The organism is Streptomyces sp. NPDC037273 (assembly GCF_055603625.1).
The window spans coordinates 86,580-112,156 of record NZ_JBVJVO010000018.1 but is presented as its reverse complement, the minus strand read 5'-3'; the positions used below and the strand labels follow the sequence as shown (position 1 = coordinate 112,156).

Annotated in this window: 26 protein-coding genes; 11 read left to right on the top strand and 15 right to left on the bottom strand. The window is 71.5% G+C overall.

From position 1 onward, the window contains the following. Nucleotides 1–126: 126 nt before the first annotated feature. A complete protein-coding gene (locus ACZ7G1_RS33990) occupies nucleotides 127–825 on the top strand; it encodes a B3/B4 domain-containing protein (RefSeq protein ID WP_470881129.1) in 699 nt (232 codons plus the stop codon). Between the two features lie 73 nt (nucleotides 826–898). Here ACZ7G1_RS33990 and ACZ7G1_RS33985 read toward each other — a convergent pair whose 3' ends face one another. From ACZ7G1_RS33985 to ACZ7G1_RS33965, 5 genes are all read right to left on the bottom strand, one after another. Further along, complete coding sequence (locus ACZ7G1_RS33985) at nucleotides 899–1,525, bottom strand: malonic semialdehyde reductase (protein WP_470881128.1); 627 nt, start codon at nucleotides 1,523–1,525, stop codon at nucleotides 899–901. 102 nt (nucleotides 1,526–1,627) lie between these two features. Continuing rightward, on the bottom strand, nucleotides 1,628–2,464 hold the full coding sequence (locus tag ACZ7G1_RS33980) for a shikimate dehydrogenase family protein (RefSeq protein WP_470881159.1): 837 nt from the start codon (nucleotides 2,462–2,464) through the stop codon (nucleotides 1,628–1,630). Nucleotides 2,465–2,597: 133 nt separating this feature from the next. After that, nucleotides 2,598–3,827 (bottom strand): MFS transporter, encoded by a 1,230-nt coding sequence (locus ACZ7G1_RS33975; protein ID WP_470881127.1) that lies wholly within the window; start codon nucleotides 3,825–3,827, stop codon nucleotides 2,598–2,600. Continuing rightward, nucleotides 3,824–5,071 carry an ATP-grasp domain-containing protein gene (locus ACZ7G1_RS33970; RefSeq protein ID WP_470881126.1) on the bottom strand — a complete coding sequence of 416 codons (1,248 nt, stop codon included), beginning with the start codon at nucleotides 5,069–5,071 and terminating at the stop codon, nucleotides 3,824–3,826. The genes ACZ7G1_RS33975 and ACZ7G1_RS33970 overlap by 4 nt, the downstream gene beginning before the upstream one ends. A 119-nt stretch (nucleotides 5,072–5,190) precedes the next feature. Next, nucleotides 5,191–5,370 carry a hypothetical protein gene (locus ACZ7G1_RS33965; RefSeq protein WP_470881125.1) on the bottom strand — a complete coding sequence of 60 codons (180 nt, stop codon included), beginning with the start codon at nucleotides 5,368–5,370 and terminating at the stop codon, nucleotides 5,191–5,193. A 473-nt stretch (nucleotides 5,371–5,843) separates the two neighbouring features. Between ACZ7G1_RS33965 and ACZ7G1_RS33960 the strand changes: the two genes are divergently transcribed. From ACZ7G1_RS33960 to ACZ7G1_RS33915, 10 genes are all read left to right on the top strand, one after another. Next, nucleotides 5,844–6,830: a LuxR C-terminal-related transcriptional regulator gene (locus ACZ7G1_RS33960; RefSeq protein ID WP_470881124.1), complete on the top strand. Its 987-nt coding sequence runs from the start codon at nucleotides 5,844–5,846 to the stop codon at nucleotides 6,828–6,830. A gap of 251 nt (nucleotides 6,831–7,081) precedes the next feature. After that, a complete protein-coding gene (locus ACZ7G1_RS33955; RefSeq protein WP_470881122.1) occupies nucleotides 7,082–8,284 on the top strand; it encodes an ATP-grasp domain-containing protein in 1,203 nt (400 codons plus the stop codon). Between the two features lie 179 nt (nucleotides 8,285–8,463). Then, on the top strand, nucleotides 8,464–9,126 hold the full coding sequence (queC, locus tag ACZ7G1_RS33950; RefSeq protein ID WP_470881121.1) for a 7-cyano-7-deazaguanine synthase QueC: 663 nt from the start codon (nucleotides 8,464–8,466) through the stop codon (nucleotides 9,124–9,126). 4 nt (nucleotides 9,127–9,130) lie between these two features. Beyond that, complete coding sequence (locus tag ACZ7G1_RS33945; protein ID WP_470881120.1) at nucleotides 9,131–9,493, top strand: 6-pyruvoyl trahydropterin synthase family protein; 363 nt, start codon at nucleotides 9,131–9,133, stop codon at nucleotides 9,491–9,493. Continuing rightward, on the top strand, nucleotides 9,490–10,197 hold the full coding sequence (locus ACZ7G1_RS33940) for a 7-carboxy-7-deazaguanine synthase QueE (protein WP_470881119.1): 708 nt from the start codon (nucleotides 9,490–9,492) through the stop codon (nucleotides 10,195–10,197). The genes ACZ7G1_RS33945 and ACZ7G1_RS33940 overlap by 4 nt, the downstream gene beginning before the upstream one ends. Then, complete coding sequence (gene folE, locus ACZ7G1_RS33935) at nucleotides 10,198–10,797, top strand: GTP cyclohydrolase I (protein WP_470881118.1); 600 nt, start codon at nucleotides 10,198–10,200, stop codon at nucleotides 10,795–10,797. A 57-nt stretch (nucleotides 10,798–10,854) separates the two neighbouring features. Continuing rightward, complete coding sequence (locus tag ACZ7G1_RS33930; protein ID WP_470881116.1) at nucleotides 10,855–11,892, top strand: fatty acid desaturase family protein; 1,038 nt, start codon at nucleotides 10,855–10,857, stop codon at nucleotides 11,890–11,892. A 14-nt stretch (nucleotides 11,893–11,906) separates the two neighbouring features. Further along, nucleotides 11,907–12,908, top strand: coding sequence for a TauD/TfdA family dioxygenase (locus ACZ7G1_RS33925; RefSeq protein ID WP_470881115.1), 1,002 nt, complete (start codon nucleotides 11,907–11,909; stop codon nucleotides 12,906–12,908). A gap of 77 nt (nucleotides 12,909–12,985) precedes the next feature. After that, entirely contained in the window at nucleotides 12,986–14,230 is a 1,245-nt protein-coding gene (locus ACZ7G1_RS33920) for an ATP-grasp domain-containing protein (RefSeq protein ID WP_470881114.1), read from the top strand. 150 nt (nucleotides 14,231–14,380) lie between these two features. Next, a complete protein-coding gene (locus tag ACZ7G1_RS33915; RefSeq protein WP_470881157.1) occupies nucleotides 14,381–15,016 on the top strand; it encodes a phosphatase PAP2 family protein in 636 nt (211 codons plus the stop codon). Nucleotides 15,017–15,023: 7 nt separating this feature from the next. Here ACZ7G1_RS33915 and ACZ7G1_RS33910 read toward each other — a convergent pair whose 3' ends face one another. From ACZ7G1_RS33910 to ACZ7G1_RS33865, 10 genes are read right to left on the bottom strand one after another with little or no spacing between them, the layout of a single operon-like run. Then, nucleotides 15,024–16,385, bottom strand: coding sequence for a glutamate-1-semialdehyde 2,1-aminomutase (locus ACZ7G1_RS33910; RefSeq protein WP_470881112.1), 1,362 nt, complete (start codon nucleotides 16,383–16,385; stop codon nucleotides 15,024–15,026). A gap of 7 nt (nucleotides 16,386–16,392) precedes the next feature. Beyond that, the gene (gene rfbC / locus ACZ7G1_RS33905; RefSeq protein WP_470881110.1) at nucleotides 16,393–16,944 is read right to left on the bottom strand and encodes a dTDP-4-dehydrorhamnose 3,5-epimerase; all 552 of its coding nucleotides are present in this window, start codon (nucleotides 16,942–16,944) and stop codon (nucleotides 16,393–16,395) included. After that, nucleotides 16,941–18,179 carry a polysaccharide pyruvyl transferase family protein gene (locus tag ACZ7G1_RS33900; RefSeq protein ID WP_470881109.1) on the bottom strand — a complete coding sequence of 413 codons (1,239 nt, stop codon included), beginning with the start codon at nucleotides 18,177–18,179 and terminating at the stop codon, nucleotides 16,941–16,943. Before ACZ7G1_RS33900 ends, rfbC begins: the two co-directional genes overlap by 4 nt. After that, the gene (locus tag ACZ7G1_RS33895; protein WP_470881107.1) at nucleotides 18,176–19,126 is read right to left on the bottom strand and encodes a glycosyltransferase family 2 protein; all 951 of its coding nucleotides are present in this window, start codon (nucleotides 19,124–19,126) and stop codon (nucleotides 18,176–18,178) included. The genes ACZ7G1_RS33900 and ACZ7G1_RS33895 overlap by 4 nt, the downstream gene beginning before the upstream one ends. Beyond that, nucleotides 19,123–20,439: a hypothetical protein gene (locus ACZ7G1_RS33890; protein ID WP_470881105.1), complete on the bottom strand. Its 1,317-nt coding sequence runs from the start codon at nucleotides 20,437–20,439 to the stop codon at nucleotides 19,123–19,125. The genes ACZ7G1_RS33895 and ACZ7G1_RS33890 overlap by 4 nt, the downstream gene beginning before the upstream one ends. Further along, on the bottom strand, nucleotides 20,436–21,689 hold the full coding sequence (locus tag ACZ7G1_RS33885) for a DUF4910 domain-containing protein (RefSeq protein ID WP_470881156.1): 1,254 nt from the start codon (nucleotides 21,687–21,689) through the stop codon (nucleotides 20,436–20,438). Before ACZ7G1_RS33885 ends, ACZ7G1_RS33890 begins: the two co-directional genes overlap by 4 nt. Nucleotides 21,690–21,706: 17 nt before the next feature. Next, nucleotides 21,707–22,732, bottom strand: coding sequence for an NAD-dependent epimerase/dehydratase family protein (locus ACZ7G1_RS33880; RefSeq protein ID WP_470881103.1), 1,026 nt, complete (start codon nucleotides 22,730–22,732; stop codon nucleotides 21,707–21,709). Between the two features lie 3 nt (nucleotides 22,733–22,735). Beyond that, nucleotides 22,736–23,383: a PIG-L deacetylase family protein gene (locus tag ACZ7G1_RS33875; RefSeq protein ID WP_470881102.1), complete on the bottom strand. Its 648-nt coding sequence runs from the start codon at nucleotides 23,381–23,383 to the stop codon at nucleotides 22,736–22,738. After that, nucleotides 23,380–24,174, bottom strand: coding sequence for a glycosyltransferase family protein (locus ACZ7G1_RS33870; protein ID WP_470881100.1), 795 nt, complete (start codon nucleotides 24,172–24,174; stop codon nucleotides 23,380–23,382). The genes ACZ7G1_RS33875 and ACZ7G1_RS33870 overlap by 4 nt, the downstream gene beginning before the upstream one ends. Continuing rightward, nucleotides 24,171–25,406, bottom strand: coding sequence for a class I SAM-dependent methyltransferase (locus ACZ7G1_RS33865; protein WP_470881099.1), 1,236 nt, complete (start codon nucleotides 25,404–25,406; stop codon nucleotides 24,171–24,173). Before ACZ7G1_RS33865 ends, ACZ7G1_RS33870 begins: the two co-directional genes overlap by 4 nt. Nucleotides 25,407–25,577: the final 171 nt, after the last annotated feature.

The window sequence follows — 25,577 nt, the reverse complement described above, 5'->3', positions numbered from 1 at the left end:
CGCGAGGCCGCCCACAGGGGAACCGGCCGGTCCTGTAGGGTTGCCACACGCGGCCGTTCTCGGCGCCGTGACAGTCGTCCCAGGCCCGGTCGCACCAGTGACCTTCCAGCCCCTGAGGCGAGGCAGATGACGTTCAAGCTCACCGTGGCCGAAGAGGTTCACACCCTCGCGCCCACGTTCACGCATGTCGCGATCGAGGCGTACGGCCTTGTCAACGGCCCTAGTTCCGAGGAGAGTTCGGCCTTCCTCGACGAGGCCGCTCGCCGCCTGGCCGTACGCCTGGACGGACGTGCTCCGCACGAGGACCCGCACATGGCCTCCTGGCGGGACACGTACACCGCCTTCGGTTCCAAGCCCTCGCGCACCCGCAACTCGGCGGAGGCACTGGCCAAGCGAGCGCTGTCCGATGCCGGCCTGCCCCGGATCAACCTGCTGGTGGACCTCTACAACGCCATCAGCGTCGCCTACTTGATCCCGGTGGGCGGCGAGGACCTCGACCGCATCGAGGGTGACATGCGGCTGGTGCGCGCCGCGGGAGACGAGGACTTCGCCACCGTGGCCGGTGGCGAGGAGGCGGTCGAACACCCCGACGCGGGAGAGGTGGTGTGGCGCGACGACGTCGGCGTCACCTGCCGCCGCTGGAACTGGCGTCAGGGTCCGCGCACGCGCCTCACCGAGGAGACGACGTCCGGTCTCTTCCTGCTGGAGAGCCTGGCCCCGATGCCGGTGGCCGAGCTGGAGACGGCCGCCGCCGAACTGGCCGAAGCGCTGGCGAAGTTCAGCCCTGGCGCCCGCATCGAGGTGCACGCCCCGGCGTCCGCGTAGGGCGGCGGTAGGCGGCGGGAACCAGTCGCTGTCCCGGCCGGTCGTGCGGCCGGCCGGGACAGCGCCGGGCGGGTCAGACGAGCTGGACGGTCTGCTCGTAGTCGAGGCGCGGCAGCCGCGTCGACCAGGCGTCCGGGGCGGGCTTGCCGATGTTGACCACGAGGATGGAACGCCAGCGGCCGTCGGGGAAGAACTCCTCGTCCACGGCCTTGGCGTCGAAGCCCTTCATCGGGCCTGCGGCCAGTCCGACGGACCGCACCGCAAGGAGGAAGTAGGCGGCCTGCAGCGCCGAGTTGAACGACGCGTTGTCCTCACGCAGTTCGGGATTGGCCTCGAAGGCGTCCTTCAGCTGCGGAATGGCCGGGTACAGCGTCGGCAGGTGCTCGGTGAACCGGGTGTCAAGGGCCAGCACGGCGACGACCGGGGCCGAGGCGCTCTTCGGCTGGTTCGGCGGCGCGAGCAGGGGCACCAGCCGGTCCTTCGCCTCCGGGGTGCGGATGTACAGGATGCGCAGCGGGTTGACGTTGCTGGCCGTCGGTGCCCACTTGAAGAGCTCCCAGATCGCACGCAGCCGGTCGTCGTCGACCGGTTCGTCCGTGAACTTGGAAGCGGTGCGGGCCTCGGTGAAGAGCAGCTCCCGGGCCTCGGGGGAGAGGGCGTAAGGGGAAGGGAGACTGGGGGCGACGGTGTCGGTCGACATGGGTATCCGTTCTGTGTGTCGGTCGGGAGTGGGGGAGCGGAACGTGGACGCGCTGAGGGCGCGGGGCGGCGGCACCGTTTCCCTGGAGCCGGCGAGGTGCCGTCAGTGGGAAGGGTGATCCTGTGCGCCGCGACATCGCGCGTCGTCGAGCCGGAAGAACGCGCGGTAGAGCCCGAGTTGATGGGTCAGCATGGGGGAGCCGGGATGCGTGCGGTGGCCCCGCTCCGCGGCCGCACGGAGCAGTGCCGTCTCCTTCGGCCGCATGATGATGTCGGCCACGACGGCTCCGGGCGGTAGCCGGGTCACGTCGAAGGGGAGCGGGTCGGCCGGGCTCAGGCCGAGCGGTGTCGCGTTGACCGCCAGGTCCGCGGCTTCAAGCCGGGGTGCGGCCGTGCTCCCGGACACCCGGCCCGGGAAGTGCCGCGCCAGTCGGTCGACCACGGCGGCCACCCGGCCCTCGTCGCGGTCGCACAGCTCCAGGTGGGCGACGTCCGCGGTGAGCAGTGCGGCGGCCACCGCGCTGCCCGCACCGCCGGCCCCGACGAGCACGACCCTCCTGCCCGCGGGATCGATCCCCGCGGCGCGCAGGCCCTGGACGAAGCCGGTGCCGTCGAAGTTCTCGGCGAACCAGCTCCCGTCGGGCTCGCGGCGCAGCGCGTTGGCGCTGCCCGCCAGGGTGACCGCCTCGCTCACCGCGTCCGCGTAGCGGCACACGTCCACCTTGTGCGGAATGGTGACGAGCAGACCGTCGAGATTGCCGATCCGCTGTAAGCCGCGGACCACATCGCCGAGATCCCGCGGCGGGACCTGGACGGGGAACAGCACGGCGTCCGAGCCGAGTTCGGCGAAGAGCGGATTCAGCATCCCGGGGGCCCGCACCTGGGACACCGGGTGACCGAGGACAGCGTAGAGCCGGGTCGACCCTCCGATGACCGGCATCGGCGCCGACGACTGAACCGTCACTCCGTCTCCCCCGCCCTAGGCGTGACCATCGGCATGCGATCGTAGCCGAGTTGCTCCAACGGGTACAGAAACGACGGATCTTGACGATGCGTCAGGCAGGGAATCCTCATTACGGGCTCCTCGGAATCGTTTCCTTCCGGGGCTCGGCCACCGGCGTCCGCAGGCGGTCGCCCGCGAAGGCGCTCGCCGCGCCGACCACGGCGGCCACCGGAGCGAGAGCCAGCGCCCCGGTGGGGCCCCAGAGGTCCAGCAGCAGGCCTCCGGCACCGGCACCGGCGGCGGAGCCGAGCTGGAGGGCGGTGCCGGCCCACGCCTGGGTCTCGGCGGCCGTACCCGCGGGCGCGAGGTCGCCCGACCGGCCGTACACGGCGACGAAGGACGGGCCGAAGGAGAAGCCGGTCAGCAGGCAGAGCGGGCCGGCGACCAGCCAGCCCGCCTTGCTGCCGAAGACGAGCGCGGTGGAGAAGAAGGCCAGGACCATCAGCAGCACGGGCAGCCGGGTCGCCCGCTCGGCCAGTGCCGGAGTCATCGCGCCGATCAGCAGCCCGCCCACGATGCTGCCGGCGGCCAGCACGCTCAGGAGCAGTCCGCTCAGCACCTGCGAGTCCTCGCCGCCGTCGGGCGTCGCGAGCGCGATCTCAAGGACGCTCACGGACGTGGCGAAACACAGGGCCGCGCCGAGCAGGAGGACCAGGCGCGGGCTGGCGAGCGGCCCGGCCCAGTGGCGGTCGCCCTGCCGTGCCGAGGACTTGTCGTCGCCGATGTCCTTCGGCAGCAGCAGCATGGCCACCGCGGTGAAGAACAGGACGGCCGCCAGACCGGCCCAGGGGGCGAGGGTGGCGCAGGCGAGCGCGGCCAGCGTCGGGCCGAGGATGAAGCCGGCGTCGGCCAGGACCGAGTCGAAGGCCAGGGCCGTGGGGCGGCTCGCCTCCGTGGTGACCGACCGCCACATCACCCGGGTGACCACTCCGACGGGGGGAGCGGCGAGGTTGCCGAGGAGGGCCGCGGCGACCGTGACCCAGAACGGTCCCCGCAGGTGTTCGTTGACCAGCAGTCCCCCCACCAGGACCGTGTGCACGGCCATGATCGTCCACAGCACCGGGCCGTAGGGGTAGCGGTCGAGGAGGCGCCCCCGCAGCGGGGTGGACAGCCCTCCGAGGGCCGACACGGCCACGACGAACGCGCCCGCGCTGTACGAGCGCTGGTCGGCGACCGCGTACAGGGTGCCCAGGGCGAACATGCCGGCCTGGAGCTTGCCGAAGGCGGCGGCGAGCGCGTAGACGAGGATTCCCGGCTCGGAGAAGAGCGCGCGGTATCCGTAGGAGCGTGCCCCGCTCATCGGGGGACCGGCCCCCCGCGGTCGGCGCCGGCCGGGGTGACGGTCACGTCGATGAGGCCCACGGCCGCCCGTGCCCGCGCGAGCGCGGCGTCGGGGCCGGGGGCGACGGTGATGACCGCCCCGCTGCGGTCGTCGGAGCTGCGCAGCGGGCGGATCGTGGAGCCCGGTTCGAGGACCGTGTACCCCTCCGTCACCCCTTCGTGGCGCAGCGCCTCGTCGAGACCGGAGACGGCGGTGACCGTGCCCTCGGGCGGGGTGAGGAACCAGGTGGCCGAGGCCCTCGTCCCTGGTGCGGGGCGTGGGTCGACGGCCTTGCCCGCGAGCCAGTCGAAGGTCAGCTGCTGGAGGTCGACACCCGTGGCCAGCCGTACGAGTTCGACGATGCCGTCGCCGCCCGGGCGACTGTGGGTCTCGATGACCTTCGGTCCGGCGTCCGTGAGGACGACCTCGGTGTGGGCGACGCCCTCGTTCAGACCGACGGCGTCGAGCAGGGCACCGACCTCGGCGGCCATGGCGGCGTGGTCCGCCGCGCCGACCCGGGCCGGTACCAGATGGCCGATCTCGACGAAGTTGTCGCCCTTGAACTTCTCGGTGACGGCGACCACGTGGTGGCTGCCGTCCGTGCTGAAGGTCTCCACGCTGAACTCGGGGCCCGAGAGGTACTCCTCGGCGATCCAGCGGGACCCCGGCGCGGCCGACGTCGTCACGGACCGGGCCGCGGCCTCGAGCGCGCCGGCGTCGGACACGAGGACGACGCCGCGGCTCGCCGAGCCGTCGACCGGCTTCAGGATGAAGGGGTAGCCGTGCCGGCCCGCGAAGGACCGCAGGTCCTCGGCGTCGTGGACGGCACCGTGGGCCACCGGGACGCAGGCGGAGTGCAGGGCGGCCGTACGCATCCGGTGCTTGTCGTTCATCGTCCGTACGGTGTCGACGGTATTGGCCGGCAGCCCGAATTCCGCGTTGAGGAGCGCGGCGGCCTCCAGGTACCGGTCGACCATGGCGACGACCGCACCGAACGGCTCCTTGCCGTGCAGCTCCCGGGCGGCCTCGGCCATGTTCTCCGGTGTGGGGTCGTCGAGCAGCAGGCACGCGTCGGCGCTGTCGAGGACGGCGCGCGGCGCCCCCGCGGCGGCTCCGAGGTAAGTGAGCGAGAGTCCGGCCGCCTTGGCGGCTCTGACCGGTTCGGGGCGGGTTCCGCCGAGGAGGAGGACGGAGCCGACCGGACGACGGCGGGTGTAGAGCAAGGAGCCACCTCACAGGGTGCGAAGGACGAGCGGCGTGGGCGTGCGAGATCACCGCCCGCGGTTCCGCCCGCACGGCGGCAGGTGCCGCCGTGCGGGGAAGGGTGCGGTGACGACGCGGATCAGCCCCAGCCGAGATCCGGCTCCGGCACGTTGTTCGGGCAGACGGTGCCGCACGAGGCTGGTCTGGCCCGCGTGTCGGCCTGCGTCCACCGGTCGGTGGCTTCGGCGGTCGGCCCTGCCAGGCAGAGCAGCGTCGCCGCCACTAAGGAGCTCTTCAGGATCCCGTTGACAAGTTTCATGCTCGGTTGTTCCCCCGTGCGTGCCCGCGCTTCTGTGCGCATGTTCATTGACCACCTTTCTGATCGCGAAGGGGCGTGTCCATAGCAGGCCCCGGCGGATCTCCGTTGGCGGGAACCTGGTAGGGGCACAAGAGGTGCAAATGGGGACTCTGGTGGCGGGGAGGCCGGCCCCGTCACCGGCGTTGCCGCCGCCCGAAACGCCAGGGCTCTCCCCGTACCAGGGGCGACCGGCGGAGCGCGTCCCCCACCCCTGGACCGCTTACAGCAGCAACGCCCCGGAAGCCGAACCGTTCCGGGCCGCCGCGGGCCGGAGGAAATGGCCTTTGACAAGCTCACACGCGCATGCGAAGTTCGATAGTCGCCGGTCCAGACCCCCCGCTGACCAGCGTAGGTTTGCTCATGTGACAAGGGGTTGTGCATGGCGCGCAGGGGGGACGCGAAGCACCACGAGGGGCGCTTGGGTCGATATGGAGATGCATCTGTCCACGGACATGCGACGTGCGTACGCCCTGGCCGTGCGTCGTCGCGCGGTGACTGCGGAGGGCGTGGGGGAGGAACTCGGTCTCGACGAGGAGGAAGCGGACCGGGTGATCGCGGGCCTGGTGGAGCTGCGGCTGCTCCAACAGGAATCGGAAGGCGGCCTGTTCGCCGCCGTGGCGCCCGACTCGGCCCAGTTGCGCCTCCTCGGGCCGCTGGTGCGCGAGATCTCCGTCATGCAGGAGAAGGCGGACCGTATACGAGCCGATCTCGGTTCACTGCTGCCGGTCTACTGGGAGGAGGCGGAGTCGGCTGCCGGGCAGATCGAGGTGGTCCGCGAGCTGGACGTGGTGCTGACCCTCATCGAGGAGTTCAGCGCACGGGCCACGACGGAGGTGCTCACCTCCCAGCCGGGCGGCGGCCGGCCGGTGGACCAGTTGGAGAACGCCCTGGCGTTCGCCCAGGAGCTGCTGGAGCGCGGGGTGCGCATGCGCACCCTGTACCAGCACACCGCGCAGTTCCACCCGGGCACGGCCGCCTACGTCGAGCATGTGGCGCCGCTCGGCGGGGAGGTCCGCACCACGGCCAACGGCTTCCCCCGCATGCTCGTCTTCGACCGGCGGGTCGCCGTCCTCACGCTGAAGGGGCATGCCCAGGGGGCCCTCGTCCTGCGCAACGAGAACGTCATCGACGTGCTGGTGGACACCTTCGAGCGGACCTGGGTCGGAGCCCGCCCCTTCCCCCTGAGCTACAGCAAGGGCCAGATCGTGCACGTCTCCTCCGAGGTCAAGGACGCCATCATGCGCCTCCTGGTGGCCGGGGAGAGCGACAAGAAGATCGCGGCGCGAGTGGGGCTCTCCCTGAGGACCTGCCAACGGCACATCGCCGACCTGATGCAGGAAATCGGAGCACGTAACCGGCTCCACGCCGGGTATCTGCTGCATGAACAGCTGGTGAAGGGCGACACCGACGACCTCACGTGAATCATCGGCTATCTGGCTAATGTCCAATTTCTCCCCCCCTCGTTTTCCTGCCGACACGTTTTCGATCCTTGATCGCTGTAGACGTGGCGCGACCACCGGGTGAGAGTGAGGAGAGCTTGATCGAACTTGGACCAAGGCTTATTGCGAGAACGTTGAACGGGGATTCTGCAATGCCACGACTTGGCGAGCCGCAGGGGGAAGCAGCGGAAGCCGGATCGAGTGACCGATTAACACGCCCGTGTCTTCTTCTGGTGGGCAGCGGCGGACAATTATGGCGTGAGTACATTCTGAAGTCGGTCGCCGACTCCTACGATCTCTGGCTGTTCGCGCCCAAGGAACCCACTTGGGAATCCCGGTATCTCCGGGGGCACACCATCGTCGACACGCTCGACGCGACCGAGGCGGTGGAATCTGCCGTCCGGCTCGCCCAGGACGTACGGATAGCCGGCGTTCTCTGCTACGACGAGATCCGGGTCCCGATCGCGGCCATGATGGCCGACGAACTGAAGCTGCCGGGCGCGAACGTCGAAGGCGTGCGTGCCTGCCGGGACAAGTACCTCGGACGCCAGGCCCTGGCGGCCGCGGGTGTGGCTCAACCCGCCTCCCACGCCGTCGCCTCGCTGGAGGAGGCGCGCGAGGTGGCGAAGACGACCGGATACCCGGTCGTGCTGAAGCCGCGAGCTCTCGCGGCCAGCGTCGGGGTCGTGCGGGCGGACGGGCCCGAGGCCCTGGAATCCGCCTACTCCGAGGCGGCCGGCTCCTTCTTCGACGAGATTCCGCGCGACCGGGCGTGGGTCCTCGTGGAGGAATACCTGGACGGGCCCGAGGTCAGCGTCGAGAGCGTGTGCCGCGACGGCGTCGTGACCCCGATGTTCGTGGCCCGCAAGGCCCTCGGCTTCGCCCCGCACTTCGAAGAGGTCGGCCACACGGTCAGCGCGGACGACCCGCTGCTGCACGACCCGCAGGTGCGCCGCGTCCTCCAGGAAGCGCACACGGCGCTCGGCCTCGACACGCTGGTGACCCACACCGAGCTGCGGCTGACCCGGACCGGCCCGCGCCTGGTGGAGGTGAACGCCCGCCTCGGCGGCGACCTCATCCCGTACGTGGCCCGCCTGGCCACGGGTGTCGACTACGGCACGGTGGCCGCCGCCCTCGCCACGGGCGCCGAGCCCGACGTGAGACCGGTGCGCACCGGATCGGCCCACGTCCAGTTCCTGTACCCCGAGCACGATCTCGACGTCACCTCCCTGACGGTCGAGGAAGAGCTGCCGGCGGGCGTCCACGAGGTGGTGCCCATGGTGGAGACGGGCCGCCGTCTTCGGCTGCCGCCCCGCGACCATGTGGGTGGACGGTACGCGTACGTGGTCACGACGGGTGCCTCTCCGGAGGAGTGCGCCGAGGCGCTGCGTGCCGCGACGCCCCTCGTCCATCTGACCGGCACCCCGGTGGAGTAGGCCGCCCGGCCCGCTCCGCCCCCATTCCTCTCTCTCGCCCTTTCCTCACCCGGCTGTCCCCGACCGCCCGTCACCCTGACGTGCGCAGACCGTACGCCGGTGGCCGAGGAGCATTGCCGTGCGCCCGCGTCCGGCCCCACCACCATTCCGTTTTGCAGGAAGGCGTCACCGTGTCACGTGTGATCGCGATCGTTTCCGGCGGGCTCGACTCCGTCGTGCTCGCCCATCATCTCCACGCCGAAGGGCATGAAGTACATCTGCTCTCCATCGACTACGGTCAGCGGCACCGCAAGGAACACGACTACGCCCGGATAGCGGCCGACCGCATCGGCGCCGAGCATGAGATCGTCGATCTGTCGAACGTCGCTTCCATGCTTCCCGGATACTCTCTGACGGATTCCCAAGTCGATGTTCCGGATCAGCACTACACGGCGCCCGGAAGTGTTAACGTCGTTCCGAATCGCAATGTGATTCTGTTGTCCGTAGCCTATGGAAAGGCCGCCGCCGTCAAGGCGGATCAGGTCGCCATCGGGGCTCTGGCGGGCGACGCGTCGACCGCACCCGACTGTTCGGCTGAATTCATCGCCACTTTCAACGCGATGGAGAAGGTGGCGTGTGCCGGATACGCGCCGGCGCACCTGGAGGTCGTGGCCCCCTTCATCGATCTCCACAAGCACGACGTCATTCGTCTCGGCGAAAAGCTCGGTGTCGACTGGACCGAGACCTGGAGCTGCTTCAAGGGCACCGAGGTGCACTGCGGAACTTGCGCCGCGTGCGTCGACCGGATCCAGGCGTTCGAGCGCGCCGAGACGACTGACCCCACGGTTTACTTCAAGGAGTAGGTTGATGCTGCACATCACGAAGGAATTCCACTTCTCCGCGAGTCATCGGCTGGATCACCTGCCTTCGGACCACCAGTGCGCCCGGCTGCACGGGCACAACTACATCATCGAGCTGCGGCTCTCCGCGGCCCCGGACCGGCTGACCGAGCCCGGCTTCGTGCGGGACTACGGCGACCTGGCCGACTTCAAGAAGTGGCTCGACCACACGCTGGACCACCGGCACCTCAACGACATCATCGAGGACCGGAACCCGTCCGCCGAGAACATGGCCATGTGGATCCACGAGCAGTGGACGGAGCGCTATCCCGAGCTCACCGCCGTCCGCGTCTCGGAGACCGACAAGACCTGGGCCGAGTACCGGCCGTGAGCATCGTCGTCAATGAGATCTTCGGCCCCACGGTCCAGGGCGAAGGGCCGTCCGCCGGCCGTCAGTGCGCCTTCCTGCGGCTGGGCGGGTGCAACCTGTCCTGCCACTGGTGCGACACCCCGTACACCTGGGACTGGAAGGGGACGAGCGACGAGAAGACCGCGTTCGACCCCCGCAAGGAACTGCACAACAGGGACGCCGACGAGGTAGTCAAGGAACTCCTCGCGCTCGGCACCGAACTCGTCGTCATCAGCGGCGGCGAGCCGCTGAGCCAGCAGCGCCGGCTGCGCCCCGTCCTGAAGGGGCTGCTCGACGCGGGCGTCACCGTGGAGTTCGAGACGAACGGGACCGTCGTCCCGGACGACGAGATCATCACACCGGGAGTGCGTTTCAACGTCTCCCCGAAGCTTTCCCACGCCGGGGACCCCGCGTCCAAGCGGATCGTGCCCGCTGCCCTGCGCAAGCTGGCGCAGACCCCCGACGTGGCGTTCAAGTTCGTCTGCCGCACCACGGACGACCTGGAAGAGGTCAGTGCTCTGCAGGCGGACTTCGGCATCGCTCCGATCTGGATCATGCCTGAGGGCAAGAACGTGGCACACATCAGCCAGCACTTGAGTTCCCTCGCGGACGAGGTCGTGCGGCGTGGCTGGAATCTCTCCACCCGCCTGCACGTCCTGGCCTGGGGCGACAAGAGAGGAATCTGAATGAGCATCGACATGGACGCCGCCGCCATCACCATCCTGGAGCAGGACGAGGCGCAGGGAGGCGACCCGCTCGAGTCCATAGCCCGGCGTCTCCTGATCGAGATCGGGGAGGACCCGGACCGCGAGGGCCTGCTCGACACCCCTCGACGCTACGCGCGTTGGTGGCGCGAGTTCACCGACTACGACGCCGGAAACCTCGAAACCGTCTTCAGCAGTGTCGCCAGCAACCAGACCGTCATGGTCTCCGGCATGCGCGTGTGGTCCCTCTGCGAGCACCACCTCCTGCCCTTCAACTGCGACCTGACGGTGGCCTACCGGGCCCACGACAGCCTCCTCGGGCTGTCGAAGTTCGCCCGGATCGCCCACAAGCACGCGCACAAGCTCCAGGTGCAGGAACGTCTCGTCGCCGACATCGCGGCCGAGATCGAAGAGATCACCAAGTCGCCCGACGTGGCCGTCATCGGCCGCGGAGAGCACCTGTGCATGACGATGCGCGGCATCAAGACGGGGGCGCAGATGACCTCCGCCGTCTTCCAGGGCGTCTTCCGCGAGAACAGCTTCGAGCGGACCGAGCTGCTCAGCCTGATGAACGGCTCCTGAGTCGTGCACCGCTGACGACCTGCCCTGTGGCCGTTCATCGTTGTCGGAGAGGCGCTGATGCCTGTGTCCGAGAAGGACCAACTCACGGGCAGGCCCTATGCGAAGGGGTACACCGCCCCTTCGCGGCTTCGCCCGGACATCAAGGACGCGCACCGAACGCGTCTTTGGGTCACTGCTTCCTGCGCACTGTCAGACCACCTCGTCGCCGGCCTGCTGGCAGCCGGCGCGGCCTGGCTCATCGTGAACCACCCGCTCGCCTCGATCGTCCCGGCGCTGCTCGCCGGGGTGGTCATCGCCCGCCAGCTGCGGGCTCTGGAGAACCTCGTCCATGAGGCCTCCCACTACAACTGGAGCAGGCACCGGCGGCGTCTGAACGACGTCCTGGGCTATCTGCTCGCCGCCGCCCCCACCGGGAGCCGGATCAGCGCGTACCGGACCAGCCACCTGCTCCACCACGGCCGGTTCGGTACGGCTGAGGACCCCGACAGATACCGGTACGCCGAACTCGACCTGGAGGCACTGCCCCGCACCTCGGTGAGGGCCTTCGCCGCCGGCGTGTGCACTCGGCTGCTGCGCTACCAGTGGGGCTGGCTGCGGGAGTTGCGTACCAACGCGCTCGCTCCGCTGGTGACACTGCTGTGGAGCGTCGTGTGCGTGGGGGCACCCACCGCCCTGCTGATCGACCCGCGCACCGGCGCCGTCGCGTCCGCGGTCTGGCTCTTCGCGCACTTCGTGCTGCTGCCGCCCCTGCGACTGGTCGCGGAGGCGGACGAGCACGTGTACTCCGACGCCCGCACGGTGTTCGACGCGACCGTGTCGAACACCGGGCGTCTCCAGCGCTGGCTGTTCCACCCGCACGCGGACGGCTATCACACCGTTCACCACATGTGGCCGGGCATCCCGCACCACGCATTGTCCCGCATCCACCACCTCCTGCTGTCCGAGGACGAGGAGTTCGCCCGGCGGATCAGAACACGGGACAGGGTCCTGACATCGCCCGGAGACCTGTCTCCGGGCGGACCGGCCCGCGAAGCCGCCACGCCGCGCGAGCCCACGTCACCGCCCCCGCCCCGCAAGATCAAGAGTTCTCTGTGAGCCAAGGAGTAGACGTGGCACTCGCCGTACGGGAAAAGCACGTGGCACAGCCCGCGCTCCGGCTCACGCAGGACGAGGCGGGGGCCCTGTGGGAGCTGTCGAAGAGAGCGGTCGGACTTCTCGACCCCTCGCGCCCCCGCGAACTGTCGGAGTTCCTCCCCGACTTCCCCGTTCAACTGCGGGACGCGCTGGTGGACTTCCGTGAGGGTACGTCGAGCAGCGGATACCTGCTCGTCAAGGGGGTGACGACGGGCGACCTCCCCGACACGCCCCTCGCCTACGGGACGCGGGCGCTCGTCGGGCATGCCAGCAACGGCACGCTCGCCCTGGTGGGGGACGTACTGGGCAGTCTCATCGGCTACGCCGACGAGAAGAACGGCGACCTCCTCCACGACGTGCATCCGGTGCGCGGGGAGGAGCACCGGATGGAGAACAGCGGCTCCGTCGCCTTCGACTTCCACACCGAGAACGTCCACCACCCCCTGCGGCCGGATTTCCTCGGGCTGCTGAGCCTGCGGCAGGGGTACGAGGACACGGCGACCCGCGTCGCCTCGGTCAGGCACGCCGTCGCCCACCTGTCCGAGGCCGAGATCGACGTGCTGCGACGGCTGCGGTTCCGCAGCCTGTTCCCGACCTCGTTCACCCGGGGCCGGTCCGGTGAGCGGCCCGCGACGGCGGAGCACCGGGTCCTCTTCGGCGATCCCGGCTACGAGTTCCTCCGTTTCGACTCGTTCAACACCAAGCCGGCCGGCGTGGGGGCGGAGCAGGCCCTGGAGGCCCTGGCCGAGGCCCTGGAGGCCGTCTGCGTCGAGGTCGTCCTGGAGCCCGGCGACCTGCTGATCGTCAACAACCACATCGCGGCCCACGGACGGTCCGCCTTCACCCCCCGCTACGACGGGCGCGACCGGTGGCTGCGCCGCTTCTACTCGCACCGCGCGGTGCCGGGCTGGGCGCGCTTGATGATGCCGAGCGAGCGGGTCCTGCCCGCGACGGGGGACATCCAGGGCATTTTCTGACCCACCGCCCCTCCACCACCGCGGGCGGGTGCCCACCCGCCGCGCCTTCCCCTGCCTCACAGGAGTTCGCCCCACTCATGTCTGTCAACGAATCGCCGGCCGTTCTGCTTCTGGATCCGGTCCGTACCGGTGCCCACTACAAGACCGAGGCACGCCGTCGCGGCTTTAAGACGATCTCCGTGTACACGGTCGCCCAGGAGGTGATCGCGGAGAACTGGCCTGATCACGCGGACGGCGACGACTTCACGGTCTACTCCGCCGACGCCGACGAGATCCTCGCCCGGATCGACTCGCTCGGGGTGCGGCTCATCGGTGTGGTCCCGGCCATGGACTCGGCGGTGCACCTGGCCGACACGCTGGCGGACCGGCTGTCGCTGCCCGGCAACGGCCTCGCCAAGGCGGCCGCGCGCCGGAACAAGGCGGACATGCGCCGGGTCGCGGCCGAAGCGGGTCTGCGCATCCCGCGGTTCGTCCTCGTGGACGGCACCGCCAAGATCGCCGCGGCCGCCGAGGAGATCGGCTTCCCGGCCATCGCCAAGCACACCACGGGAGCCGGCTCGTACGGCACCTACCTGCTGAGCAACCCCGAGGACGCGGCCCGGACGTCCACGATGCACGCGAAGAACCAGTTCGGCTGGCAGGTCGACGAGTGGCTCGTCGAGCAGTACATCCGCGGCCGCGAGCTGGCGGTGAACTGCTTCAGCCACGACGGTGAGCACCGCATCGTCGACATCTGGGAGTACCGGCAGCCCGACGACAGCGACTACGACTTCCCGTACTGGGAATCGGCCAAGCTGCCCGAGGACGATCCGGACTACCAGGCGGCCGCCGACTACGTACGCGCGGCCCTCACGGCGTTCGACGTGCGGCTCGGCCCCAGCCACACCGAGGTGAAGGTCGGCCCCGACGGCGTGCACCTCATGGAGGTCGGCGCGCGGCTTCCCGGCGGCCCGATGACGGACCAGTGGCTCGCCCACACCGACCTGAACCCCTTCGAGCAGGCACTCGACTGCTACCTCGGTGTCCGGCCCGCCTGCCTTGAGGCGCCCGTGCACTTCCGGCAGTCCTGCGGTGCCAGCGCCATCCGCAACGACGGTCCGGCCGGCACCCTCCGGGAGATCCGTGGCCTCGACGAGCTCCGGAAGATGCCGGGTGTCGACAAGGTGCTGTCGATCTACGAGCCGGGCGACCACGTACCGGTCACCGACAACACCCTCAACATTCCGATCGGAGTCTGGGTGTCCGCTCCGGACTACGCGGGCGTGGTGGACCTGCTCGCCCGCGTCCGGGACACCGTCGAGCTGGTCATCGAAGCACCCTGAGAAGAGCGGCCGACACGGGATCGCCTCGTCCACCACAAGTGGGCGGGGCGATCGGTCGTTTGAGCCCCGGGGGGCCGACTCCGCGTCGTTCACGTGGAACTGACGGTGGGTCTGCGACTGTGGCCGGGTGTCGAAGAGGGGGCGTGGCGGATGACCGGCCGGTCGGCGGGTGTGGCGGTACGGGGATGGCTCGGCGTGCTGGCGGGCCTCGCGGCGACGGGGCTCGCGCTGCTCGGGGTGGCGTTCGCGGGGGAGAGCGGGCCGAGGGCGGTGGACGCGCGGGTCTGGGCGGCGCTGGGCGCGACGGGGGAGCCGTGGTGGGACGTGGCGCACGCCGTGGACTTCCTGGGGGAGCCGGTCGGGGCGACGGTCCTCGTGGCGGCTGCGGTCGCGGGGTGTCTGCTGCTGCGGCGGCCCCGGGCGGCGGTGTTCGTCGTGCTGGCCGTGGGGGCGAGCGTGGCGGCGGCGCGGGGGCTGAAGGTCGTGGTGGGGCGGACGATCCACGGGGCGGAGAACCTGTCGTTCCCCAGTGGGCACACCGCGTTCATGACCGCGTTCGCGCTGGTGGTGGCGCTGGTCGTGAGCGGCCGGCTCGGCCTGGGGAGGACGGCCGGCACCTCACTCGTGGTCCTCGCGGGTCTGGTCGGTGGTGCGGTGATGGGGTGGGCGCAGGTCACCCTGAGCGCGCACTATCCGACCGATGTGGTGGGCGGCTGGTGCACCGCGATGGCGGTGGTGCCGGCGGTCGGATGGGTGCTCGACAGGGCGTCCGGCGCCCGGAGTTGACCCGGCGTCAGGACCGGCGGCGGAACACCGGTTTCACCGGGCGGCCGGTGAACCAGGGGGTGGGGTCGGCGGCGTCGAGGGCCTTGCGGTAGACGGCGCAGGCCTGGGCGACGACGTCGACGGTGTGGTCGATGTCGGCTTCGGTGAGGGCCGCGCTGACGACGAAGGAGGGGGCGAGGACGCCGCCGGCGAGGAGGTGGCGGAGGAACAGGGTGCGGTACTCCTGCGAGGGCTGCCCGTGCTCGTCGAGGGTCGCGAAGACCAGGTTGCTGGCCCGGCCGCGGACGACGAGGTGGTCGGCGACGCCCAGGGAGGCGGCGGCCTCGCGGACGCCGGCGGCGAGCCGGTCGCCGAGGGCGTGGAGGCGGGCGGTGACGCCTTCCTCGGTGTAGACGGTCTGGACGGCCATCGCGGCGGCGAGGGAGTGGGTCTCCGCGCCGTGGGTGGTGGAGAGCAGGAAGACCCGGTCGGCGGAGTGGCGCAGGCCGCCGAGTTCCATGAGCTCGCGGCGGCCGGCGAGGGCGGAGACGGCGAAGCCGTTGCCGAGGGCCTTGCCGAAGGTCGAGAGGTCGGGGACGACGCCGTACAGGCCCTGGGCGCCCGCCTCGGACCAGCGGAAGCCGGTGATCATCTCGTCGAAGACCAGGACGCAGCCGTGCTTGTCGGCGAGCGCGCGCAGGCCGGCGAGGTAGCCGGCCGGGGGCTCGGTGTGGGTGGCGGGTTCGAGGATGAGACAGGCGACCTCGTCCGCGTACCGGGTGAGGAGTTCCTCGGTGGCGGCGAGGTCTCCGTACGGGAAGGTCAGCGTGAGGCCGTCGGTCTCCTCGGGGATGCCGGCGGACATCGGGGTGGTGCCGATGAACCAGTCGTCGGTGGAGAAGAAGGGGTGGTCGGCGCAGAGGGCCACGCGGGAGCGGCCGGTGGCGGCGCGGGCGAGGCGGACGGCGGCGGTGGTGGCGTCGGAGCCGTTCTTGGCGAACTTCACCATGTCGGCGGTCGGCACCGTGGCGAGGAAGCGCTCGGCGGCCTCGACCTCGACGACGGACGGCCGGACGAAGTTGCTGCCCCGGTCGAGCTCCCGGCGCACCGCCTCGATCACCCGGGGGTGGGCGTGGCCGAGGCTGACCGAACGCAGGCCGGAGCCGTACTCGATGTAGCGGTTGCCGTCGACGTCCCAGACGTGGGCGCCCTGGCCGTGGCTGATGACCGGGGCCAGGTGCTCGGGGTACTGGTCGTCGCCCTTGGCGTAGGTGTGCGCGCCGCCGGGGATCAGGGCGTGCAGGCGCTCGTTGGCCGCGCGGGACCGGGGGAGGGAGACCGGGAGCCCGGTGCCTTCTCCGGTGTTCTCTTCGGTGGGTGCGGTGTTCACGCCTGTCTCAGCTCGCCTTCTGCTTCAGGGCCTCGGCGAGGCGGGGGGCCTGCCGGTCGCGCGGGGACATCGAGGTGACCGGCAGCGGCCAGGGGATGGCGAGTTCGGGGTCGTCGAAGGCGATGGTCACGTCCTCGGACGGGTCGTGCGGGCGGTCGATGCGGTACGACACGTCGGTGGTCGCGGTGAGGGCCTGGAAGCCGTGGGCGCAGCCCGCCGGGATGTAGAGGGCGGCCTGCGTCTCGTCGGACAGCTCGAAGTGCGCCTGGTTGCGGTACGTGGGCGAGTCGGCGCGCAGGTCCACGACGACGTCGAAGATCCGGCCGTACGAGCAGCGCACCAGCTTCGCCTCGCCGGCGCCGGAGCGCAGGTGGAGACCGCGCAGGACGCCGCCGAGGGAGCGGGAGACGCTGTCCTGGACGAAGGCGTCGGGGTCGAGGCCCACGGAGCGGAAGACGTCGGCGTCGAAGGTGCGGGAGAAGAAGCCGCGTTCGTCGGCGTACGGCGTCGGCTCGAAGAGGTACGCGCCGGCGATCGCCGGGACTTCGGTCGCTTTCATGGGGCCTTCCGTGAGGTGGGTACGCGGGTGGGGCGGGCCGCCGGGAACAGCGCGGCCGTCAGGGTGCCGAGGTGGTGGTCGAGGTCCCGGACGGCGTCCCGGTTCCGCTCGGCGAGGGTCCGCCGCAGCCCGGCCGCGTCCTGTTCGAGGGAGCGGAACTGGGCGAGCAGCCGGTCGGCGTCGACCTCGCGCGCCGGATGGCAGTACGCGCCGAGGCCCATCCGGGCCATGAGCGTGTCGCTCTTCGCCGCGTAGCTGAGGGCGAGGGTCGGTGTGCCGACCTTCAGGGCGCAGATCAGGTTGTGGTAGCGGGTGGCGACGACGGTGTCGGCGGCCGCCATCTCCTGCATGAGGTCGGCAAGGGAGGCCGTTTCGGCCGCGGTGACCAGCGGCGAGTCCACCGCGTCGAGGATCGCCGCGACCACGGTCGCGTCGGCCTCGTCGCCGGTGAGCAGCCGGACGGGCCTGCCGTCCTCGGCGAGGGCGCGGACGAAGCGGGTGGTGCCGTCGAGGTAGCGGCGGTGGATCTCCTCGGCGCGTGCCCGGTCGTCGTCGCCGCCGTGGAAGTCCATGACGCCGACGCAGACCGGGCCCGGTGTGCCGGAGGGCGGGCCCGCCGGCGGAGTCGGCAGGGCGAACGCGAGGTCCGGGTGGACCTCGTCGCGCGAGGTGTCCACGCCCATCGCCCGCATCGCGTCGCGGGACGGCTCGTCGCGGTAGGAGCGGTGGGCGGCGAGCCGGGCCGACCAGCGCACCAGGGCGCGGGTCGGACGGCTGCCGATCGCGGCGGCCCCGACGCCGACCAGCGCGACCCGGGTGCCGGTCAGCCGGCCGCTCGCGCAGAGCAGGAACAGGGAGTACGGGAATCCCCAGGGCCGCAGGGGCAGCGTGGCCTCCAGGACGCCCATGCCCGGGACGATGACGACGTCGTGCCGGCGCACCCAGGCGGCGGTGCGGAAGGCGTCGACGAGCTTCCCGAGGCCCTTCGTCGCGATCGCGCTCGCCCTCGACGCGGTCCGGTACTCCCCGCGGTTCCAGTGCAGCCGCGTCGCGGGGATCCCGTACCGCGCCGTCACGGCCTCGGGTCCGCCGCACAGGGCGTCGACGACCGCCTCCGGGTGGCGGGAGCGGAGGTGGCCGAGGACGGCTTCGAGGGAGCCGTCGTTGCCGAGGTTGCCGGAGCCGAGCAGCCCGAACACCCCGACGCGCACCGGGGTCAGGCCGGCGGACGTCATGCCTGCTTCCGCCCCTCGCGGCCGGCCACCAGTGCGTCGACGGAGACGGTCAGCCGGGCCGGGTCGACCGGGGTGCGGTCCTCGACCCGCTCGCCGGCGCCGGGGCGGGCCCGGCTCGCGGCCCATTCGACCAGGTGGCGGTAGCAGGCGCGGCGGTCGGCGGCGGACAGCGGCGCCCGCTGGATCGCCGAGACGAAGCCCCACACGTACTCGGCGAGCAGCCGGGGCGTCGGGTGCAGCGGCCCGGCCCGGCGCGGGTCGAGGTTGACGCACCGGGAGCGCTTGGAGGGGTTGGCCCGTTCGGCGCGGGTGGGGTGGTCGCGGCGGAAGTAGAGGAGCTCCGGCACCTGGTGGAAGGGCCCGTGGAGGCCGATCTCGGTGACGAAGGTGCGGTCCGCGTGGTGGTAGCTGTCGTGCGGCTTCACCCGGCGCAGCACGTCGGCGCGGATCACGCCGTAGAAGTCGTCGCCGCCGGGCTCGAACAGCATGCTGCGGAACCGTACGGGCGCGTGCGGGGAGGCGGTCGCGAGGCCGTAGTCGTAGGGCACCTTCACCTGGCCGTCGCCGTCGATGACGGCCTGGTCGGCGTGGGCGAGGATCACCTCGGGGCGCTCGTCGAGCGCCTCCACGCAGCGGCGGAGCAGGTCGCGGGCGTACAGGTCGTCGTGCGAGGCCCACTTGAAGAGCTCGCCGCGGCACTCGGTGAACACGTAGTTGTGGTTCGGGGCGGCGCCGATGTTCCGGGGGAGCCGGATGTACCGGATGCGGGAGTCCTTCTCGGCGTACCGGCGGCAGATGTCCTGGGTTCCGTCGGTGGAGGCGTTGTCGGAGATGACCAGCTCGAAGTCCTCGTAGGTCTGGCCGAGGAGGGCGTCGAGCGATTCGGCGAGGTACTCCTCGCCGTTGTACACGGGCAGGCCGATGCTCAGCCTGGGGCGGGCGGTCATGTGGTCCTCACTTCGGGAATCGGGTTCTGGTGGTGCTCGCGCAGGGCGGCCCGCAGCTGCAGCCACCACACGGCCGAGCCGCAGACGGTCGCGGCGGCGACGCCCCAGGCCGAGCCGACCGTGCCGGCCGCGACGGCGCCGCCGAGCCCGCCGGCGACGTAGCAGGCGGAGGCGATCAGCTGGCTGCGCAGACTGCGCCGGGCCGCGCCGAGCGCGCGCAGCCCGGCCGCGGCTCCGGTGCCGAGGCCGGCGCCCGCGACGCCGACCGTGACCGGCACGATGAGTTCGGCGGCGCCGCTCCACACGTCGCCGAGCACGAGCGCGCCCGCCTTGTCCGGGACGAGGAGCAGGGCCCCGCCCCAGAGCAGCGCGGCGACGGCCTGTCCGCCGCCGAGGAGCAGGCAGAAGGCGCCGAGGCGGTGCGGGGCCCGCCGCAGCACCCGGGCCGCTTCCGCGACGGTGACGAGGGACAGGCCCATGAGGACGGCGAGGAACGGGCCGAGGAGCAGTTCGGCGCCGCGGACGACGCCGACCGCGCCGACCCCGACGATCGCGCCGAGCCCGTAGGCCCGCAGTTGGCTCGCGCCGCTGTTGGTGACGTTCTCGACGAGGTACCGGGTGCCGAGGTCGCGGTGCTCGCGCAGCCAGGCGCGCGCTCCGGCGGGCCGGGGCCTGATGCCGGACTGGAGCAGGCCGTACGCCCCGGCCACGGCGGCGGACGCGCCCCAGGCGAGCACGAAGGCGGCCACGCTGCCGACCCGGGCCGCCACCACCATGGCGGGGACGAGCGCGACGCCCCACACCATGTCGTTGACGAAGGCCTTCCGCCCCGCGCCTGCGGCGAAGAACGCGAACCGCCACGCGTCCTGGAGCAGCAGTCCCGGCAGGACGACGCCGAGGCAGGCGAACGCGGTGCCGACCTGGCCGCCGAGCGCGAGGCCGAACGCCAGGGACACCCCGCCGAGGGCGGTCCCGACGCCCAGTGCCGTACCCGACGAACGGGCCACGGCCCCGCGCCAGGCGGCGGCCGGCCCGCCGCTGAAGCGGACCACGAGCGGGTCGGTGGCCAGGCCGCGGGAGACGTTGAGCACGACGCCGTACGTCACCCAGGCCAGGCTGAACACCCCGAACGCGGTCAGCCCCAGGGAGCGGGCCACATAGATCCCCACCGCGAAGTTGGACAGGCTGGAGGCCGCCTGGTCGGCGAGCCCCCAGGACAGCCGGCCCGCGATGGCCCGCTTGGCGGTCCGCCGCTCCGCCGGCGCGGCCGTCCCGCCCTCGGTCGTCTCCTCCTCGGTGGTCACCGGCGTCATGCCTTGATCAGCCCGGCGCCGTGCAGGGCGTCGGCGGCGGCGACGACGGTGTCGAACGGCAGCCCGGAACGCTCGGCGACGTCGAGCAGCCCGTGCTCGCCGTCGGCGAGGCTCAGCACCCAGAGCATCGCCATCTGCGCCTCCTTGGCGTCGCTGCGGCCGCCGAGGGAGTCATACAACCCCCGCCGTCCCAGCTGCGGTTCGCCGTACGGGCTGAGGTTGACGTACCGCCGGTTCCGGTCGAGGACGGCGAACGCCTCGCGGCAGACGGCGAGGGTGTCCGCGAGGGCCTCGGGGGAGACGAAGTCCGGGTTGTCCGCCGAGGTGTGGTACTCCGGATAGCCGGCGTACGGGGTCCGGCTGAGCGAGCCGACGCCGAGGTCGAAGCCGGGCGAGCAGTACTGCCGCTCGTCATAGCCGTACGGGGTGAACTCGTTGATCGCGTGCGGGCGTTCGGACGTCCTCAGGACGTGCCGGAGGACCCGGTCGATCTCCGCGTCCCCGCGCCTGCTCCGCTTGTACGTCAGCCGGCCCGGGTCGCCCGCGCAGGCGAGCACGAGCCCGTGCTTGACCTGGTCGATCCGCTCGGCGTTGCGGGCGAGCCAGGTGATCGCCCCGATGGTGCCGGGCGCGAAGACGAACCGGTAGGTGTAGTACGGCGACTGCTCGGCGAGCCACCGGGCGAGGTGGACCGCCACCGCGACGCCGGCCATGTTGTCGTTGGCCAGCGACGGATGGCAGACGTGGCAGGAGACGATCACCTCGTCGGGGACCTGCCCGGGGACCACGTGCTCGGCGTAGGTGAGGTGCCCGTCGGCGAGCGTGGAGTCGATCCGGACCTCGTAGTCGCCCTCCGGCAGCGCGTCCAGGGTGTCCTGGGACAGGCAGAAGCCCCACTCCGGCTTGTAGTAGCTGGTCCGGTACGGCACCCAACTCGGCTGGTCCGGAAGGGTGTACAGGTGCTCGCGCAGCTCGGACAGCGGCATGGTGCGGGCCACCGGCACGCTGTAGCCGAGCACGTGCAGGCTGGACGCGGCGAAGTCGACGACCCTGCGGCCGGTGGCGTCGGCGACGTACGCGTCCCTGATGTTCCACTCCTGCGGCACCGTCCAGTCCAGCACCTGCGTCCCGGTCGGCACCTCGTGCACCTGGAGCGGGATGTACTCGTCGACGATGGCCAGGGTGGCGCGCACCCCGTCGCCGGTGATGCTCCGGCAGAGCGGGTAGAGCCGCTCCACCAGGGCGTGCATCTCCTTGCCGTGCAGGGTCACCCGCGCCGCCGCAGGGTCTCGTCGACGGTGCCGGCCTCGGACGCCGCGCGGAGCACCGCGAGCCGGGTGAAGCTCTGCTCGAAGGCCTCCTTGGTGAGGCCGAACTCCCGGTAGGCCTGGGCGAGTTCGAGGGCGCCCCGCTTGACCGTCCACTCGCAGTCGAAGCCGGGGATCGCCTCCCGGAACCGGGAGAAGTCCACCCGGTAGGAGCGCGGGTCGGCGCCGTTCTCGCCCGTGATGTTCACCTTGGCGCCCTCCACCGCCTCGGCGACCTGGCCGGCGATCTCCGCGACCGTGACGTTGTTGGTCTCGCTGCCGATGTTGAACGCCCGGTCGTGCACCGCCTCGCGCGGCGCCTCCAGCGCGGCCGTGAAGGCGCGCGCGATGTCCGCGGCGTGCACCAGCGGCCGCCAGGGCGTGCCGTCGGAGAGGACCAGGACCTCGCCCGACAGAAGGGCGTGGCCCACCAGGTTGTTCAGGACGATGTCGGCGCGCAGCCGGGGCGAGTAGCCGAAGGCGGTGGCGTTGCGCATGTACACCGGGGTGAAGTCGCCGTCGGCGAGCGCGTGCAGATCGTCCTCGACGCGCACCTTGGACTCGGCGTACGGGGTCACCGGGCGCAGCGGGGCGTCCTCGGCGACCAGCTCGTCGCCGCCCGCCGCGCCGTACACGGAGCAGGTCGACGCGTACAGGAAGCGGCGTACACCGGCCTCGCGGGCGAGGCGGGCGAGGCGTACGGACGCGTGGTGGTTGATGTCGTAGGTGAGCTCGGGCGCCAGCGAACCCAGCGGGTCGTTGGAGAGCGCGGCCAGGTGGATCACGGCGTCCACCCCGGCGACGTGGTCCGCCGTGACGTCCCGCAGGTCGACCCGGAAGCCGCGCGGGTCGTCGGGGACCGGGCCGAGGACGGAGTCGGCGAACAGTCCGGAGTCGAGGCCGACGACCTCGTGCCCGGCGGCGGCGAGGACCGGGGCCATCACGGTGCCCAGGTAGCCCTGGTGTCCGGTGAGCAGTACGCGCAAGGTTCAATCCCCCAGATCGAGCGTGAGTTTGGTGACGGCGAACGCCTCGGCATAGCGGGCGTGGCATTCGATGCCCCGGATGCGGGCGAGCCCGAGGAAGGCCTCCCGGTCGTACCAGGGACGGTGCCGCTGCGAGGCGTAGTGCTCCTGCAGCAGCTCCACCTTCCGTTCGGCGGTCTCCGGTGACAGCGGCTGGTACGCCGACATGCGGCCGAGGTCGCCGTCCCATTTGACGATCTCGTAGCCGAGGACCAGATGGTCGCGGAACGCGGTGGGTATCAGGCGGGCCAGGCCCCGGTGGTCCTGGTGCGCGTCGTCGGTGCGGGGCGCCAGGACGAGGTCCGGATCGGTCTCGGCGCGCAGCTCCTCGACCGCCGCCTTGGCCTCGTCCCAGTGCGAGGGCAGCCGGCCGTCGGGCAGCTTGAGCACGGTGAGACGCAGGTCGGCGCCGGGGCAGAAGGCGGCGAGCGCGGCCCGCTCCTCCTCCTCCCGCTCGCCGCCACCGCCGGAGAGCACCAGCGCGTCCACCCGGATGCCGGGCCGCGCCCGGCACAGGGTCAGGAGCGTGCCGCCGGCGCCGATGGCGATGTCGTCGCAGTGCGCGCCCACCGCGACGACCCGGTCGAGGGGCCCGGTGCCGAGCCGGATCACGGGCTCACCCCCGCGCGGTCCCGCTCCCACACGGCCCACGGGCGGTCGCCGCGGGCGTAGGCCTCGTCGAGCGCGGCCCGTTCCTTGACGGTGTCGGTGGGCTTCCAGAAGCCGCGGTGCTGGTGCGCCACGAGACGTCCCTGCTTGGCCAGTCGGCCACAGCCGTCGGCGACGAGGTCGCCGTTCTCGGGTATGTGGTCGAAGACCTCCTGGCGGAGGACGAAGTAGCCGCCGTTCTCCCACAGCGGCATGTCGCTCACCGCGGTGATGCCGCCGACCAGGCCGTCCTCGCCCAGCTCCACGCAGTGGAAGGAGGACTGCGGCGGGACGACCATCATCGACGCGCCGGCGTCGCGCCGGGCGAACTTCTCGATCATCTCCGGCAGCGGGGCGTCGGTGAGCACGTCGGCGTAGTTGGCGAGGAACATCTCGTCGCCGTCCAGGTGGTGCCGGACCCGGCGCAGCCGCTCCCCGATGGGCGACTCGATGCCGGTCTGCGCGAAGGTGATCGTCCAGTCGGCGATGTCGGTGGAGAGCAGCTCGGTCCGCCCGCCGCGCAGGACGAAGTCGTTGGACGTCGTCTCCTCGTAGTTGAGGAAGAAGTTCTTGATGTGGTGCGCGCCGTAGCCGAGGCAGAGGATGAACTCCTTGTGCCCGAAGTGCGCGTAGTAGCGCATGACGTGCCAGATCAGCGGCCGCGGGCCGACCATCGCCATCGGCTTGGGCACGTCGTCGGAGGCTCCGTTGCGCATCCGCATCCCGTAACCGCCGCAGAACAGGACGACCTTCATGACTGCACCTCGACAATGCTCAGTTCCGGGATGGGGAAGACGAGCCGGCCGCCCCACTCGTGGACGAAGGACAGCTGCTCGGTCAGTTCGGCCCGCAGGTTCCACGGCAGGACGAGGACGTAGTCCGGCTTGTCGGCGGCGATCTGCTCGGGTGCCAGGATCGGGATGCGGGTGCCCGGGGTGAACCTGCCGTGCTTGTACGGGTTGCGGTCGACCGTGTACGCGAGGAGGTCGGGCCGGATGCCGCAGTGGTTGAGCAGGGTGTTGCCCTTGCCGGGGGCGCCGTAGCCGACGACCGTCTCGCCGCGCTCGGCCGCGTCGATGAGGAACCGCAGCAGGTCCCGGCGCACCTTGGCGACCCGGGCGGAGAACTCGGCGTACCCGGACAGCTCCTGGAGCCCGGCGGCCTTCTCCCGGTCCAGGACGTCGGCCACCGCGCGGCTCGGCTCGCCGGCCACCTCGGCGGGGCGGGCCCACAGCCGGATGGAGCCGCCGTGCGTGGGCAGCAGCTCGACGTCCACCAGGGTCAGACCGCCGCTGGCCAGCGCCCGGATCGCGGACGCGACCGTGTAGTACTGGAAGTGCTCGTGGTAGATGGTGTCGTACTGGTTCTCCTCGATGAGGGTCAGCAGGTGCTGCACCTCGATGGAGACCCAGCCGTCGTCGGCGACCAGGGCGCGCAGGCCCTGGGTGAAGCCGACCACGTCGGGGATGTGCGCGTACACGTTGTTGGCGACGACCAGGTTCGCCGGCCCGTGCTCGGCGCGGACGCGGGCGCCGGTGTCCGGGTCGAGGAACGCGGTGAGCGTGGGCACACCGGCCTCGCGGGCGGCGGCGCCGACGTTCACCGAGGGCTCGACGCCGAGGCAGCGGATGCCGCGCTCCACGACGTGCTTGAGCAGGTACCCGTCGTTGCTCGCGACCTCGACCACGAAGGCGTCGTCGGTGAGCCCGACGCGCTCGGCGGCGCCGGCCACGAAGGCGCGCGCGTGCTCCACCCAGGAGGTCGAGTACGAGGAGAAGTACGCGTACTGCGTGAACGTCTCCTCCGGCGTGATCAGCGGCGGGATCTGCGCCAGCCAGCAGTCGGTGCAGACCCGCAGGTGCAGCGGGTACGCGGGTTCCGGCCGGTCGAGCTCCTCCGCGGCGAGGAAGCTCTCGCACGGCGGTGTCGCCCCCAGGTCGACGACGCTCGCGAGCGCCGCCGAGCCGCAGAGTCGGCATCGTGTCATCTGTTTCCCCCATCCCGCTCGCGCGGGCGCCCCCGCAGCGAGCCAGTGTCTTCTTCCCCTACCGGCGACGGTCCTTCCCCGTCGCCGGACCGGGGGGGGGGGGGGGGGGGGGGGGCGGCGGCCCCGGGGGGGGGACGAAAGGAGAGGGTGAAGTACCGGTCGTGGAGGGCT

Excerpts from the sequence above, each read along its gene's own strand:
- ACZ7G1_RS33990 (WP_470881129.1), top strand. The coding sequence starts at position 127 with ATGACGTTCAAGCTCACCGTGGCCGAAGAGGTTCACACCCTCGCGCCC.
- ACZ7G1_RS33985 (WP_470881128.1), bottom strand. The coding sequence starts at position 1,525 with ATGTCGACCGACACCGTCGCCCCCAGTCTCCCTTCCCCTTACGCCCTC.
- ACZ7G1_RS33980 (WP_470881159.1), bottom strand. The coding sequence starts at position 2,464 with ATGCCGGTCATCGGAGGGTCGACCCGGCTCTACGCTGTCCTCGGTCAC.
- ACZ7G1_RS33975 (WP_470881127.1), bottom strand. The coding sequence starts at position 3,827 with ATGAGCGGGGCACGCTCCTACGGATACCGCGCGCTCTTCTCCGAGCCG.
- ACZ7G1_RS33965 (WP_470881125.1), bottom strand. The coding sequence starts at position 5,370 with ATGAAACTTGTCAACGGGATCCTGAAGAGCTCCTTAGTGGCGGCGACG.
- ACZ7G1_RS33960 (WP_470881124.1), top strand. The coding sequence starts at position 5,844 with ATGCATCTGTCCACGGACATGCGACGTGCGTACGCCCTGGCCGTGCGT.
- ACZ7G1_RS33945 (WP_470881120.1), top strand. The coding sequence starts at position 9,131 with ATGCTGCACATCACGAAGGAATTCCACTTCTCCGCGAGTCATCGGCTG.
- folE (WP_470881118.1), top strand. The coding sequence starts at position 10,198 with ATGAGCATCGACATGGACGCCGCCGCCATCACCATCCTGGAGCAGGAC.
- ACZ7G1_RS33930 (WP_470881116.1), top strand. The coding sequence starts at position 10,855 with ATGCCTGTGTCCGAGAAGGACCAACTCACGGGCAGGCCCTATGCGAAG.
- ACZ7G1_RS33920 (WP_470881114.1), top strand. The coding sequence starts at position 12,986 with ATGTCTGTCAACGAATCGCCGGCCGTTCTGCTTCTGGATCCGGTCCGT.
- ACZ7G1_RS33915 (WP_470881157.1), top strand. The coding sequence starts at position 14,381 with ATGACCGGCCGGTCGGCGGGTGTGGCGGTACGGGGATGGCTCGGCGTG.
- rfbC (WP_470881110.1), bottom strand. The coding sequence starts at position 16,944 with ATGAAAGCGACCGAAGTCCCGGCGATCGCCGGCGCGTACCTCTTCGAG.
- ACZ7G1_RS33900 (WP_470881109.1), bottom strand. The coding sequence starts at position 18,179 with ATGACGTCCGCCGGCCTGACCCCGGTGCGCGTCGGGGTGTTCGGGCTG.
- ACZ7G1_RS33895 (WP_470881107.1), bottom strand. The coding sequence starts at position 19,126 with ATGACCGCCCGCCCCAGGCTGAGCATCGGCCTGCCCGTGTACAACGGC.
- ACZ7G1_RS33890 (WP_470881105.1), bottom strand. The coding sequence starts at position 20,439 with ATGACGCCGGTGACCACCGAGGAGGAGACGACCGAGGGCGGGACGGCC.
- ACZ7G1_RS33885 (WP_470881156.1), bottom strand. The coding sequence starts at position 21,689 with ATGCACGCCCTGGTGGAGCGGCTCTACCCGCTCTGCCGGAGCATCACC.
- ACZ7G1_RS33870 (WP_470881100.1), bottom strand. The coding sequence starts at position 24,174 with ATGAAGGTCGTCCTGTTCTGCGGCGGTTACGGGATGCGGATGCGCAAC.
- ACZ7G1_RS33865 (WP_470881099.1), bottom strand. The coding sequence starts at position 25,406 with ATGACACGATGCCGACTCTGCGGCTCGGCGGCGCTCGCGAGCGTCGTC.